Origin of the sequence: Neorhizobium sp. LMR1-1-1.1 (assembly GCF_040675795.1) — a bacterium.
Lineage (GTDB): Bacteria > Pseudomonadota > Alphaproteobacteria > Rhizobiales > Rhizobiaceae > Neorhizobium > Neorhizobium cellulosilyticum.
In genome coordinates this window covers 1-12,061 of sequence record NZ_JBEGHE010000033.1, presented here as the reverse complement: position 1 = coordinate 12,061, position 12,061 = coordinate 1, and the positions used below count along the sequence as shown (strand labels likewise).

Below are 12,061 nucleotides of genomic sequence, written 5' to 3'. Positions count from 1 at the left end.
GTCCGGTACGATTGCCTTCCATAAGGAGCCTGACATGCCGAACACATCCGAACGAAACGAAATTCCACAGAGCTGGAGCCTTTGTGGCAAGGTCGCCATCGTAACCGGCGCAGCCCGTGGTATCGGGCGCGAGACCGTAAAGCTACTGCGGCAGCGCGGCTTAAGTGTCGTCGCTACCGACAAGAACCCCTCGGTGCATGATCTGGCTGGAAGCGAGATCGCCACGCTGGAGGGCGATGTTTCGATGGAGGAGACCGCCGTGCGAACCATTGCTCTGGCAAAGGAGCGGTTCGGCAGCGTGGATACGCTGGCTTCGTCAACATCATCAGAGGATCCGAAAGCAACTGGGCCTGAATGGCCAACCATCGCGCCGGGCCGAAGGCTTCCGAAACGATCCGCGCCTTTAACTCGTCCGGCCAGTGCCGGTGAACCTCACGCCAGGATTCCTGGTCGTGAGAACCACCCATGTACTCTCAATGGAGAAACTCCCGTTGATCGTCCCTGGATAGGCGATCACAGATCAGGGCGGCGAGGACAACGTGGGATCAGAACAGCGGTTACCTTCTATCAGTAAAACATCGCCGAAGCCGTGACCGGTTCAGCTGCCTGAGTTCAATGGCAAGCGCTTCATCCCGCCAACCAATCCACGAGAAACCCATGCCGATGCTTCTCCTGACCCAAGAGGACGTCGAGGTCTTGACGAAAAGCCCCTGGGATGAGGCATAAACGCTTACCCCGCGACTGCGGGCGCACTCCCAGATCATCCCATCGCGCGAGCCTGTGCTTCGTCGATCGCTGCGAAAGACGGTGAGCCCCTCGAGCAACCAATGCTATAGTGACCGAAACTGTCCTGAGGAGGCCTTCCAATTATTTGACTCTTTTGGCAATTGTTCTTACTTTGTTCTCTTCGATATTGGGAGGATACGGACATGAGATGGCTCAACTCGACCCTGTAAAATCGTCGATGTCGGAACGTGATTTCCATCTGGCTGTCCAGCATCACTATCTGGAGCTGTTTCTGCCGCATCTGGAAAGCTTCGACTGGGATGTCGCCGCATTCTACCGGAGCCGAGAGGAGCCGCTGGTCTACTACTTTTCGCCGGGCGCCGCTGATCTGCTCCTGAAATTCGGTAAGTACCTTTATGAGACATGTGACCGGCCGGAAACTAAAGCAGTTCAATTGCAGGTCGGGACATCGCTTGCCTACGATACCGCCTGGGTGGAACTGCCCGATGAAACCCGTCCTTATCCGAAGTTTGATCAGGAGCTTGCGGACGCCGAGGCCGATTACTGGGACACCGTCTGGGGACCGGGCGGCGAATGCCGACCGATCGAAGAAGACGAGCATGACGATCACCACGAGCGTCGAGCGTGATGCCAGTGCTCACCAGCTGCTGAGGGATCGGTGTGCCCTATGACCTCCCCCGCCATCCGGAAGATTATCCACGTCGACATGGACGCCTTCTATGCGTCGGTGGAACAGCGAGACGACCCGGACCTTCGCGGTAAGCCGCTGGCGGTGGGCGGTGCTGCCGCACGAGGCGTCGTTGCGGCTGCCAGTTACGAAGCACGGAAATTCGGTGTTTACTCGGCAATGCCCTCGGTTACCGCCGCACGCAAATGCCCTGAGCTGATTTTCGTAAAGCCTCGCTTCGAGGTTTATCGTGCTGTCTCGCAGCAGATCCGGGAAATTTTCGCCGAATACACCCCGCTAATCGAGCCGCTGTCGCTTGACGAAGCCTATCTCGACGTGACCGAAAATCTGAAACAGATGCCGATTGCAACCGAGATCGCGCTGGAGATACGAGCCAAGATCAAAGCAATGACCGGGCTCAACGCGTCCGCCGGCATTTCCTACAACAAGTTTCTGGCCAAGATGGCGTCTGACCTCAACAAGCCAAACGGCCAGGCTGTCATCACGCCCAAGAATGGTCCCGCCTTTGTCGAGGGGCTTGCCGTCGAGAAATTCCACGGCGTCGGACCGGCTACAGCACAAAAAATGCATAAGCTTGGCATCGAAACTGGCGCGGACTTGAAGGCTCAGTCGTTGCAGTTCCTCACTCAGCAGTTTGGCAAGTCGGGCCCCTATTTCTATGGCATCGCTCGTGGCATCGATGATCGCCGGGTACAGCCGGATCGGATGCGCAAGTCGGTCGGCGCCGAGGACACGTTTAGTCGAGATATCGACGATATCGACCGTGCGACCGGCGAATTGAAGCCGCTTGCAGACAAAGTCTGGACCTACTGCGAGGCCAAACGCATCTCCGGCAAAACGGTAACGGTGAAGATAAAATACTCGGATTTTACCCAGGCCACCAGAAGCCGAACCGGTGCCCTGCCCTTTTCAACCGGCCAAGATCTTCTCGATGCAGCTTCGGAGCTGCTCAAGACGGTCTATCCGTTCAGGCGATCGGTGCGATTACTCGGGGTGACCCTTTCATCGCTCACGGGCGCCCAAGACGATGGCGACAGTGAGGATCAGCCGGAACTGGATTTCAGCATGTAGAGGAATGCTTAACTAGCGTTGGATGAACAGCTGCGAGACCCTCGACATCACCCGAATGGGGGATGAACGACTAGAGATCAGAATGCATCCCTAATTCGACATAGCCCGACAGCCGGCTCCCAGTACCGAAAGAGAAGAAGATGAAGACTATCACCGCGGGCTTGGGCATCACTTTCGTCTTAATGACGGCCATGAATGCGCAAGCTCAATGCAAGTTTGAAAAGCCGACCGGTGGCTGCGTCGGCCGAATAGAAATTCTGAAATCAGGTGGGTCGAAGCCAAGCTATAGTGCCGAGCTCAAAGCCACCAGTTCAGCCGGCGCCTGCTCGAAAGTTGAATTTTACGTCAATTCCACGCCCTACACTTCCATCATCCGCAGCAGCGGCGTCGAGAATGAGAGCTTGTCGGGCACATCCCCTATAAAGAAAAGCGACATAAAAGTCAGAAAGTGCACCTCATACGATGAGGGGGACGGCACTAGCTCAAGTGAAGAGGCAGGGTCGCACTTCTTCAACGGCACTTGGGAAGGGCAAGTCGGCATGTTCTTCATGAAAGCCGGGATGACATTGACATTGAACGTTAACGGCAGTGCGGTCAGCGGCGGCTCTCATGCTCACAATGGAACAGGGACTATCAGATTAGAAACGGACGCGCCTCTGGCAATCGCGTTACGTTCGATTATGCCCAGCCAGCCGATGGCAAGACTGCATCGGTTATCATAACCAAAAACTCCAGTAATTCAATCAATTACGCAGCGTCGGCATCTGGGATGACCGTGTCTGGCACTCTCACACGAAGGTAGACGCCACTCGGCGTCACCAATTTTGGCAAAACAGCGATGTGACGAAAAAGCAATTGCGTCCTAAGTCCCCCGACTTTGTCCCTAATGCCGGCATGATAGGCGCTCGATCTTTTCAGAAGGCAGGCACCGGGTCCAAATCCAGGCCCCAATCTCATCGCGCTGAAAAAGCTCGTAGGGGGTGGGTGTTTGATGAAGCACCGGGCAATACCACCGCGTCAGGATGGATGGCGGATCAATAGAAAGAACGGCGCGACAATCCAGGTGACAGGACGTAAACGAATACGAAAAAGCCCGCCGCGGGAGGAGGAGCGGCAGGCTTTTCGAAAATAATCGAACAGCGACTGTGAGGAGGAGTGCCACTGTTCACTCTGGCAACCTCGAAGAAGGGAGCGGGTTACCTGAAACACGAAGCTCTGTGGGAGGAGGTACGTCGCTTCGTTGGGATTACTTATACAGCATCCAAAACGACGGGTTAGTCACCTTACCGCAGTCCAGCCATGAGAAAACCGCATATCTCTAAAGTCGGCTGCCTAATTTTGAGCCGTCACGCACGAAAACGGTCAAAGGCTGTCAGGAACCTGATCGGCGGATCCGCTTCCGGATAGCGGTAGATTTCGGTCCTCAGGTAGTGGAGCTCGCCGTCAAGATCGGTGTGATCCACCTCAATCCACCAGGATTTCGGACTTCCTTCGCTACCGTCCGACCACCGATAACCGCGAGCTTTGAGGTGATCCTTGAGATCGAATGGGCTGTTTTCGGCAAAGATGCGGACACGGGATTTCTGACTGTTAAGATATAGCTCCGCGAATGGACTGCCAGCATTGCCATCGATCCTCCGATCAAGGACTTCAAGCAGGGCGAAACAATCGTCGACTGCCCTGTGGCCGTCGTGGAAATAACCAGCCTGGCCAATCAGATAACCAAGCTTGGTGCCCTCGAAGCCCCGCGCCGACCAGTCGATCTCCGAGTTCGAACATGCCCAAGCCTTGCAGGAAAATGCCGACGAAAAAGCCTCACAGAACGGCCGGTCGAAACCGGCATTGTGAGCGATGATGAGATCGGCCGGCGCGACCAGCGCGCGCACAGCCCGCATGTCGATCATCTGACCTGAAACCATCTCGTCCGTAATACCGGTCAGCCTAGTGATTTCGGTAGGGATTGGTTTCGCGGGTTGCTGCAAGCCGCCATACACCCCAGTCACGTCACCTATTCCTCCCCGCTCGTCGAAGGTAAAGGCGATCAGACCGATCTCTATGATTTCCTCGCTTCGGTAACTGAGGCCTGTTGTCTCGGTGTCGAGAATGATACCTTTGAGAGGAAAACCAGGCCGGATATTGTCCGTCGTCACGCGCGGCACGAGCTTTTCCAAAATGCGATAGCGTCCGGACGCTGAAAGATGCGCGACCATGTCGGCCTCCGTCATCTGTCGGCCAGCCGGCAGTTTGCCTCGCTGGCGCAGTGAAGCTTCGGTTTCACCACGAAGATCGTCGGAAAACATATCAAACTGGGTAGGCAAACCTAATCTTCCTAATGCCTGATGCGCGAACTGCTATCATGCGGACGCGCTACAGTCATCAAGACCGAAGAACCACGCCGCCACATTCGCATTGACTCCAGTGAAAATTTCAGCGCCATTTCCGTTTGTCAGGTGCCGCTATTTGACCGAAAGGCCAATGCAATGCGTTCTTTCATTGATTCCGCAAACCGATGACGACCTTGGCTAAGGCGCGTTTTGCCCAGATCGTATTGCCGAGAATTGACGAGGGTTATCGCCTCGCACGATGGCTGACAGGCAGTGCGACCGATGCGGAAGATGTGATGCAAGAGGCCTGCATCAGGGCGTACCGAGCGATTGAGGGCTTCGCCGAAGGTAACGCGAGGGCCTGGTTTCTGACAATTGTTCGTAACGTTGCCTATTCCTGGCTGCAACGTCACCGTCCGGGAAAGCTCGTATTCCTTGAGGATCTTTCACCAGTCGCCCTGCAGGAAATCGAAACTGGCGGTTTGATGAACAGCGCCGTTCCAACCCCAGAAGACCTGCTTCTTGCCAAGCAGCGATCGGCGGAATTACAAAAAGCCGTAGAAACTTTGCCTCTCCATCTCAGAGAGACGCTGGTCTTGCGTGAGTTTCATGGACTAAGTTATCGGGAGATTGCCGTCATCAGCGACATACCTATCGGCACGGTCATGTCGCGTCTTGCCAAGGCAAGGCAGTCGCTTCTGTCGCGTATGAAGGAGACGGAGCAATGACGATCGACAACGAGACGCTCCTGCTGCTCAATGCCTTCCATGACGGCGAACTGTCGCCCGGCGAGACGCTTTCAATGCAGCAACGGCTGGAGCGGGAACCGGAGCTTGCCGAGATCGCACGCAAACTTTCTGGCCTATCATCGGCACTTGTCGATGTCCTTCCAGGGGAACCCGCGCCAGAGCGGCTGCGCGGCACAATCCTAGCTTCCATGTCTCCGGAACTGACTGTTGGTAATGCGCAGGAAAATTCTGCCGAAGAGCCGGGATTGAAGCAGGTAGACACACCCAACGCACGCTGGGCGATCGCAGCCTCGCTGCTGATTGGGCTTGTTGGAGGTGGTCTCGGTGGAAATTATTTGGCTCGCGTCACAGGCGACACAATGGCTAGATCCACAATCGAGAACGAAATTCTCGCCGCACACCTGAGGGGATTGATCGCTCCCCAACCCTTCGACATCGCCTCATCGGAAGGCCATGTCGTCAAACCTTGGTTCAATGGAAAGACAACCATTGCGCCGACCGCACCGGATTTTTCTGTCGAGGGCTTTCCACTTGTCGGTGGGCGCATTGATATTATCGGCCGCACACCGGTTCCGGTCATGGTTTACAGGCGCCGGCAGCACACGATCAGCGTGACGGTCACAGATTCCACCAGACGGGCAATGTCCGCCCAGGACGTTTTCAACGGAACCAATGTGGTAAACTGGACAGAAGGCGACCTGACCTATTGGGCCGCCTCAGATCTCAATCCCGGTGAATTGACAACCTTCGCCGAACTCTATCGAAAGCGGCTTGCTGGCAAGTCTTAAGAAAATTTCTGACCGGTGCGAATAAAGTCCCGCAAGCTCCGGTTTACTCCACCGTGCAAGGTTGGGGGAAACCATGAGTGGGATGGCATGCCTTATAGCAGGTGCGGGTGCTGGGCTTTCAATCGCAATACCGTTTGGGCCTACAAGTATGATGTGTGTCGAACGGACCCTTTGTGAGGGGATACGTACCGGGATCGCGGCGGGGGTCGGTGTCGCGACGGTACATTTCGCATATAGCAGCATTGCACTGCTGGGAGGCCTGGCACTGATGAGCCAGCCTGGAGCCGACAGCCTCCTAAGCTTTGGGGCAGGATTGCTCCTTTTGTATTTTGCCTCTCGGCTCTGGCGCCGGGACCTCGTTTTCGTCACGCAGGGTAGGACGCCGTCCAGCTTCGGACGCACCTATTGTGGCGCGATCTGCTTTGGATTTCTCAATCCGGTAACTCCCGTACTATGTGCAGCCAGCCTCACCGCGTTTGCCAGCCAGATCGCAGTTCCAGGTGGGCTTTTGCCGATCGGGGTGTTTGTCGGCTCACTAGCGTGGTGGTCATTGCTCGCGCTTGCGGTGTCGATGTTGAGACAGCGACTAAACAACGAGGTACTTTCATTGGCAAACCGTGGAGCTGGCATTCTGCTTATCATACTGGGGCTCTCCATGCTTGCAAAAAGCCTTGAGGGGCTCTCGCAAATTATTGCGTGACGATGATCTGTTCGCCAGTTCCTCACCTCCAGGGGGGCGGCAGACAGCGTCTGGGGGATTTGCTTTGCCCCAGGCGCTGTGTGTGGAAGGCCGCGCCTCGTCTCCGCGCGGCCTTCCATATCCGAATTAGATGACCGAGCGTCGTGGGGCTTATTGACCTGTTGGATGAATAGAGAGACGGCACTCAAAGCTTATCGGTCATCTGACTGTCGAGCCTTGAACGTCTACTCTTCGGAAGGGAACAAGCGCGATCGTATATCGTCGGCGTGAGCTTCGCGCGAATGCCGATTGTCGACGCTCCGATGGTGGACGGCAGCTATCGGGCGAGGATTTTGACGGTCCTCGAAGGCGATCACGAAAGCACCAGAGCCACATACTGCTACCGCACCGCGCCATATTGCGATCCAGCAAACCCTGTTCGGAGAAACCGCGTTGGTACGGACATGCGGACGGATCGGTAAGGCAGGTGAAGAGATGACAGAAATGTTTGGCACGGAGAAGGAAGCTATATCCCGTTTTCTCGAACTGGTGCTTCAGAAGAGCAAACGAGGTTATCGCGCGGTGAGAAGGCGTGGAAACACCGTCAGGGGCATCGCTTCGCAGAGCATCGGCACATGACAATCGCCGGGTCGGCTCAAAGGGTTTCCCGTCATTAACAAGGAAACCATCATGACCACGACCAATGAAACGCCGGCAAGATCGCTTCCAAACAGGACCAAAGCGCAGGCGAAGACGATTGTCGAGACCGTCTTCGCGTCCATTACGGCGGCTGCTACTTTGGGCGGGGAAACCTCGATACCAGGGTTCAGCAAGTTTAAAATCAAGGACACGCCGGAGCGCGAGGCCCGCAATCCGGGAACGGGAGCGACCATCAAGGTTCCGGCTGCGCGGAAACTTGCCTTCCAGCCTGCAAAGGCGCTGAAGGACACGCTCAACAAGTGAGCCGACGCTAGGAAACGAGTGCCCCTAAGCCCAATATTGGCGGCTTCTGCCGCCACGCTTATAGCTGATCACGATTTCGACTTAAGTCGCAAATCCTAACGTTTGCGACGAACATGATCGAAATCCTGCAGGACGACGGACGTATCAGCGTCTCCGAACTTGGAAGAAGGGTCGGTCTCTCTCAGCCGGCAACGTCAGAACGTCTGAAGCGGCTTGAGGAAAGGGGTATCATCACCGGCTACAGGGCTGTCATCGATCCGGCCTCCATAGGGCTTGGAACGATGGCGATCATCCGCCTGCGCACAACGCATGAATACATCAAAACGGGCCTGAAGCAGTTTTCGCAGATGCCGCAGGTCATTGAGGTTCTCAGACTGACTGGAGAAGACTGTTTCCATCTCAAAGTGATCGTGCCCTCACCAGCCGAGCTGGAAAGCATCGTCGATGCCGTTGCCCGCTATGGTTCGGTTACCACGGCGATCGTTCTACGCAGCGAAGCCCCCAAGCGTATCGGGCGTGAGCTCATAAAGAAGGGTTGAATTCGCAATAGTCCCGATTAAAACGACACTTGTTTCCCCGGGTTTTGCGGCAGGGTACGGTATTCTTAGATAGCTGCCCCGCGTTGAGGCAAAGCGGGAGCTGGCCAATACGGGCGGCTCTGCGGAAACCATGGCATCGCGTGCAGCCTCTTTCTCAGCAAGCTGGCGCTCAGCGTCAGCAAGCTCTTTGAGAATCCATTCGCGTTCATCTTTGTAGACCGCGTTCGCAACTCGGCGCGCAGTTCTTCGATGAGTTGTTCCAGCAGCATCGTCATCTCCTTGACGTTTGAGAAAGATGACGCCGCGGGGCGTGAGGAAATGGCGGGGTCAAGAATCGCTTCAGCGACCGCCGCAGGCGGCAAGCGGAGGAACCGATTTTCTGGCGGCCTCCTTCAGGGTGGCTCCTGAAAATTGGAGGGGGCCGCGAAGTTCTTGAAGCCGGTACTTCCCCACGGCGCCATTCGTCATTCTGAGCAGACCCCACCTCTCCGTATCGCTGCCGGAAGAAGAAAGCGGGCTCGATGCCCGATTTCTTCTTGTACTGAACGCTGGGTAATCCCCGCAAGTAGTCTGTTGCAAAGATTTCAGCGAGTTAGATGCAATTCTTGATGCGTTAGAAGAGCAACTTAACATTGCACTTCAACTGGATGGCGACGACCAAGTTGAGGTGCGCCGCCTATTGCCACGTCTTGAAATGCTGGCCGGGCGCATTCTCGTAAATGGCTTCGGCACTGGCATCGAGGTCTCCCCGGCGATGGCGCACGGCGGCCCTTTCCCAGCAACGTCTGACGGCCGGTCTACGTCAGTTGGCACGCTGGCCATTTATCGGTTCTTACCGCTGTTTCGTACCAGAACTTCCCAACCGACATAATGCCCCCTGCGCAGGTAGCCGCTGAGGTCGAGTGCTCTACGGCAATCCGCGCGAGAGGATGCCGTAGAGTACAGGGAGCATCGCCGACGCTGCTGGACTAGCCAAAGCTTTCAAGAGCGCTGTTCCTTGGTGCGGCAATCTTCTCGCAGAAGGCGCGCTAAGCGTTTACGTCAGATGCTACCTCTACGGAGAGGCTAACCGAGCTCGCAAACGGCGTCATTCGTGAAGGCGCTGGCATTTTTGCGAATTCAGTCCTTTCTTATGAGCTCACGCTCAATGCGCTTGGGGGCTTCGCTGCGTAGAACGATCGCCGAGGCAAAATATGGACTGAGCTCATCCATCTTAAATGAAGTTCCGCAGATCGAGGTGTACCAAGTCGAAAGATGAGGAGCCTGGTGGTGTCGGGGAGGCAGGGATGCCGGCGGCGGCGGGCGCGCTGGGCAATGCGATCTTCTCTACTAGGGGACGACGGCTTCGCTCGCTTCCTGTGATCGATTGGCAGCCGTCCATCGACGCCGGGCGAGGGTCAGCGCCCTCGAGCCAGCGAGCTATCAGGCGACCTTGAGCGTGGTCGGGACGCCACGATGGAGAGAATTTGCTACCGTGCAGATCGACCATGCATGATCAATTAGGGTCTTAGGATCGGAGCCATCCAGTGTCGTGCATCTTACGGAGAGGACGGCGTTGGTGGCGACAAGAGGCTCACCGTCCAGTTCCAGGTGGACCGTCACTGCTATTTCTCCGATCTCGACACCTAGATCATGCGCCACATATCGGAGGTCATTGCAATAGCAACCTCCTACTGCCAGAGCGAGCAGTTGCCCGCCGTTGAAGCCGAGGCCCAATCCACCGGCCTTGCCTTCCGGCCTATCGACCACGATGGTATGGCCACCAGCCCAGCCGACTGCTGCTTCCGTACCCACCACATTACGCAACTCCACAATCGACTGAGCCATTTCCTTCACTCCGTCCGTATGGGGTTCATCGCAGGCTCCTGGCGTAAGCGCACCATGTCAAGCCGGATCATGATTGACTGATGCTGCTGTCGCGAGCTCCCTGTCATATTGAATTTCAGTAGCTTGAAACCGGGCATATTTGCTGGTTACTCTCAGCAATCCTCCGCCAACCTTGTTCATTCAGGCAATGTTCAAAGCAAACGTTGTACAGGTCAGAGTCTCCATCGATGATGGTTCCGGTAGCATTAGACATCATAAAACTCCTTTTTGGACATGTTCCCCCATGATGAACGTCTGTGAAAACCTTGCTCGACCCTGAGAGTTCCGGACTATCTGGGCATGTTTGAACGTATGCCGAAGTATTCAATGTCCGATGAGCTCGGAGACTTGAGAATGATGATGGTGCGCCTCTCCAACTAGGGTGACGCGCTTCTCCGAGAGTCCGAGCGAGACATTGGTGTGCTCTTGGGCGGAACTGGCCATCGATCAGCGTGAAATCATTTAACTTTGCTGTATACACGACGCCTTGATCCCCCAATGTGGTTCCAGGGCACTGACGAGACAAGGCCGCGAACAGCGCCTGTACGATAGCAGACGGCGAGCTCCGACCTATTGTGAGCAATCTCCCTTTCACCCATCTATGAGGAAACACTCAAGGATGATTGTCATGGTAAGCCGGCTCAGGAACAAACTGACCGTGCAAGAACGCACGGCGATTTTTGAACACACCAACAAGGTTGCGGCCGATGCGGCTGAAGAGGAACGCCGTTTGCGCGCGGAAAAAACTGAGCGCCTTCGCCGGCTTAGGCTGGAGGGTGGCCGCGACGCTTCGCAGTAGCACGGAACTCGTTAGGCCCTCCTGCATTTCCTGGCAAATTCAAGGAGATCAAGACATGCATCAGATTGTGAAATCGTTGAGCAGTTCTGCAGCAAGCCGTCGTGCCGCCCGACTCGCTAAGGGTTACAACCTAGAAGAGCTCGCAATTGCGACCGGGCTGACGGTTGTGGAGATTGCTGCGGCTGAGGAGGACAATGCCGTGGTGCCCAAGCATCACGTGGAACGGATCGAGCATGCCCTCGGCTAAGCAGTTTGGCGATCAGTAGTACAAGGTGCATATCTCCGCACAGCTCGACGGCCACAAGAAGTTGCTGGCGATCCAGGAGGATTACCTGAAAGTCGGTCAGAACCGGGAGCATCTTAGCGTGACGAAGCTGGCCCGCGGGCAGATCAAGGAGCATATCGACCATCTCGACATGCTGAGGTCGAAACTGGGTTGATCATGTTCGGTGACCATGGATGTACTGGCACCGCACGCTCGAGAGGCCGGTCTCATCGCCGGTCTCTTGTTCTTCCGGCAAGGGTGTCCTTGCTGCCAGTAACGCCATTTGCGGAGATCAGGTTTGAGCGATAGCGATGTAAGCTCGTTATGAAAAAACTGTATCCGAGCGGCTCGCAGGGGTGCGGGATGCAGTGTCGAACACGATCCCTCTCGCACATATGGGCAGGACTGAAGAGGTGGCCGCGGCCGCCTTCTTCCCCGCAAGCGAAGAAAGCAGTTTATTGCGCGGCAATCAGGATGAGACGCGGGCGACAATCTGGATGAGATTCTTAGGTCGCGGTCGGGATCAAGTTATCACGCTGATTGCCGCTGACAAGTTCTTCGTCATTTTCTGATTGCCGCTCCG

16 protein-coding genes and 1 pseudogene are annotated in these 12,061 nt (G+C 55.9%); 14 read left to right on the top strand and 3 right to left on the bottom strand.

Features of this window, described 5'->3' with window-relative positions; genetic code table 11:
• Positions 1 to 34: 34 nt before the first annotated feature.
• The 4 genes from MRBLMR1_RS20025 (at position 35) to MRBLMR1_RS20010 (ending at position 3,228) form a co-directional block, all read left to right on the top strand.
• Complete coding sequence (locus tag MRBLMR1_RS20025) at positions 35 to 574, top strand: SDR family NAD(P)-dependent oxidoreductase (protein ID WP_500065847.1); 540 nt, start codon at positions 35 to 37, stop codon at positions 572 to 574.
• A gap of 360 nt (positions 575 to 934) precedes the next feature.
• Positions 935 to 1,375: a hypothetical protein gene (locus MRBLMR1_RS20020; RefSeq protein ID WP_183688201.1), complete on the top strand. Its 441-nt coding sequence runs from the start codon at positions 935 to 937 to the stop codon at positions 1,373 to 1,375.
• Positions 1,376 to 1,414: 39 nt separating this feature from the next.
• On the top strand, positions 1,415 to 2,506 hold the full coding sequence (gene dinB, locus MRBLMR1_RS20015) for a DNA polymerase IV (RefSeq protein ID WP_500065845.1): 1,092 nt from the start codon (positions 1,415 to 1,417) through the stop codon (positions 2,504 to 2,506).
• 140 nt (positions 2,507 to 2,646) lie between these two features.
• Positions 2,647 to 3,228, top strand: coding sequence for a hypothetical protein (locus MRBLMR1_RS20010; RefSeq protein ID WP_183688205.1), 582 nt, complete (start codon positions 2,647 to 2,649; stop codon positions 3,226 to 3,228).
• A gap of 624 nt (positions 3,229 to 3,852) precedes the next feature.
• Here MRBLMR1_RS20010 and MRBLMR1_RS20005 read toward each other — a convergent pair.
• Positions 3,853 to 4,731, bottom strand: a complete 879-nt coding sequence (locus tag MRBLMR1_RS20005) for a 3'-5' exonuclease (protein WP_500065877.1) — start codon at positions 4,729 to 4,731, stop codon at positions 3,853 to 3,855.
• Positions 4,732 to 5,015: 284 nt separating this feature from the next.
• Between MRBLMR1_RS20005 and MRBLMR1_RS20000 the strand changes: the two genes are divergently transcribed.
• From MRBLMR1_RS20000 to MRBLMR1_RS19975, 6 genes are all read left to right on the top strand, one after another.
• Complete coding sequence (locus MRBLMR1_RS20000) at positions 5,016 to 5,558, top strand: sigma-70 family RNA polymerase sigma factor (protein ID WP_404946530.1); 543 nt, start codon at positions 5,016 to 5,018, stop codon at positions 5,556 to 5,558.
• Entirely contained in the window at positions 5,555 to 6,367 is an 813-nt protein-coding gene (locus MRBLMR1_RS19995; protein ID WP_183688209.1) for an anti-sigma factor, read from the top strand. The genes MRBLMR1_RS20000 and MRBLMR1_RS19995 overlap by 4 nt, the downstream gene beginning before the upstream one ends.
• A gap of 73 nt (positions 6,368 to 6,440) precedes the next feature.
• A complete protein-coding gene (locus MRBLMR1_RS19990) occupies positions 6,441 to 7,067 on the top strand; it encodes a LysE family translocator (RefSeq protein ID WP_500065841.1) in 627 nt (208 codons plus the stop codon).
• A 432-nt stretch (positions 7,068 to 7,499) separates the two neighbouring features.
• Complete coding sequence (locus MRBLMR1_RS19985; protein ID WP_500065839.1) at positions 7,500 to 7,685, top strand: WGR domain-containing protein; 186 nt, start codon at positions 7,500 to 7,502, stop codon at positions 7,683 to 7,685.
• Between the two features lie 51 nt (positions 7,686 to 7,736).
• On the top strand, positions 7,737 to 8,009 hold the full coding sequence (locus MRBLMR1_RS19980) for an HU family DNA-binding protein (protein WP_183688211.1): 273 nt from the start codon (positions 7,737 to 7,739) through the stop codon (positions 8,007 to 8,009).
• A gap of 113 nt (positions 8,010 to 8,122) precedes the next feature.
• Entirely contained in the window at positions 8,123 to 8,548 is a 426-nt protein-coding gene (locus tag MRBLMR1_RS19975) for an Lrp/AsnC family transcriptional regulator (protein WP_148148571.1), read from the top strand.
• Between the two features lie 65 nt (positions 8,549 to 8,613).
• On the opposite strand, the gene MRBLMR1_RS19970 is transcribed toward MRBLMR1_RS19975, so the two are convergent.
• Complete coding sequence (locus MRBLMR1_RS19970; RefSeq protein WP_183688230.1) at positions 8,614 to 8,817, bottom strand: hypothetical protein; 204 nt, start codon at positions 8,815 to 8,817, stop codon at positions 8,614 to 8,616.
• A 296-nt stretch (positions 8,818 to 9,113) separates the two neighbouring features.
• Here MRBLMR1_RS19970 and MRBLMR1_RS19965 point away from each other — a divergent pair.
• Positions 9,114 to 9,430 (top strand): annotated as a pseudogene (locus MRBLMR1_RS19965) (aldehyde dehydrogenase (NADP(+))); the annotation flags it as partial.
• 540 nt (positions 9,431 to 9,970) lie between these two features.
• Here the strand turns inward: MRBLMR1_RS19965 and MRBLMR1_RS19960 are convergent.
• Positions 9,971 to 10,375, bottom strand: coding sequence for an OsmC family protein (locus MRBLMR1_RS19960; RefSeq protein ID WP_183688215.1), 405 nt, complete (start codon positions 10,373 to 10,375; stop codon positions 9,971 to 9,973).
• A gap of 893 nt (positions 10,376 to 11,268) precedes the next feature.
• On the opposite strand from MRBLMR1_RS19960, the gene MRBLMR1_RS19955 reads away from it, so the two are divergent.
• From MRBLMR1_RS19955 to MRBLMR1_RS19945, 3 genes are all read left to right on the top strand, one after another.
• Positions 11,269 to 11,460 carry an XRE family transcriptional regulator gene (locus tag MRBLMR1_RS19955; RefSeq protein ID WP_183688661.1) on the top strand — a complete coding sequence of 64 codons (192 nt, stop codon included), beginning with the start codon at positions 11,269 to 11,271 and terminating at the stop codon, positions 11,458 to 11,460.
• Between the two features lie 25 nt (positions 11,461 to 11,485).
• Complete coding sequence (locus MRBLMR1_RS19950) at positions 11,486 to 11,653, top strand: hypothetical protein (RefSeq protein ID WP_500065835.1); 168 nt, start codon at positions 11,486 to 11,488, stop codon at positions 11,651 to 11,653.
• A 193-nt stretch (positions 11,654 to 11,846) separates the two neighbouring features.
• Positions 11,847 to 12,050 carry a hypothetical protein gene (locus tag MRBLMR1_RS19945; protein WP_500065833.1) on the top strand — a complete coding sequence of 68 codons (204 nt, stop codon included), beginning with the start codon at positions 11,847 to 11,849 and terminating at the stop codon, positions 12,048 to 12,050.
• Positions 12,051 to 12,061: the final 11 nt, after the last annotated feature.

What these genes read in the sequence shown, in the direction of transcription:
- MRBLMR1_RS20025 (WP_500065847.1), top strand. Translation starts at nt 35, where the DNA reads ATGCCGAACACATCCGAACGAAACGAAATTCCACAGAGCTGGAGCCTT.
- MRBLMR1_RS20020 (WP_183688201.1), top strand. Translation starts at nt 935, where the DNA reads ATGGCTCAACTCGACCCTGTAAAATCGTCGATGTCGGAACGTGATTTC.
- dinB (WP_500065845.1), top strand. Translation starts at nt 1,415, where the DNA reads ATGACCTCCCCCGCCATCCGGAAGATTATCCACGTCGACATGGACGCC.
- MRBLMR1_RS20010 (WP_183688205.1), top strand. Translation starts at nt 2,647, where the DNA reads ATGAAGACTATCACCGCGGGCTTGGGCATCACTTTCGTCTTAATGACG.
- MRBLMR1_RS20005 (WP_500065877.1), bottom strand. Translation starts at nt 4,731, where the DNA reads ATGACGGAGGCCGACATGGTCGCGCATCTTTCAGCGTCCGGACGCTAT.
- MRBLMR1_RS20000 (WP_404946530.1), top strand. Translation starts at nt 5,016, where the DNA reads ATGACGACCTTGGCTAAGGCGCGTTTTGCCCAGATCGTATTGCCGAGA.
- MRBLMR1_RS19995 (WP_183688209.1), top strand. Translation starts at nt 5,555, where the DNA reads ATGACGATCGACAACGAGACGCTCCTGCTGCTCAATGCCTTCCATGAC.
- MRBLMR1_RS19990 (WP_500065841.1), top strand. Translation starts at nt 6,441, where the DNA reads ATGAGTGGGATGGCATGCCTTATAGCAGGTGCGGGTGCTGGGCTTTCA.
- MRBLMR1_RS19980 (WP_183688211.1), top strand. Translation starts at nt 7,737, where the DNA reads ATGACCACGACCAATGAAACGCCGGCAAGATCGCTTCCAAACAGGACC.
- MRBLMR1_RS19975 (WP_148148571.1), top strand. Translation starts at nt 8,123, where the DNA reads ATGATCGAAATCCTGCAGGACGACGGACGTATCAGCGTCTCCGAACTT.
- MRBLMR1_RS19970 (WP_183688230.1), bottom strand. Translation starts at nt 8,817, where the DNA reads ATGCTGCTGGAACAACTCATCGAAGAACTGCGCGCCGAGTTGCGAACG.
- MRBLMR1_RS19960 (WP_183688215.1), bottom strand. Translation starts at nt 10,375, where the DNA reads ATGGCTCAGTCGATTGTGGAGTTGCGTAATGTGGTGGGTACGGAAGCA.
- MRBLMR1_RS19955 (WP_183688661.1), top strand. Translation starts at nt 11,269, where the DNA reads ATGCATCAGATTGTGAAATCGTTGAGCAGTTCTGCAGCAAGCCGTCGT.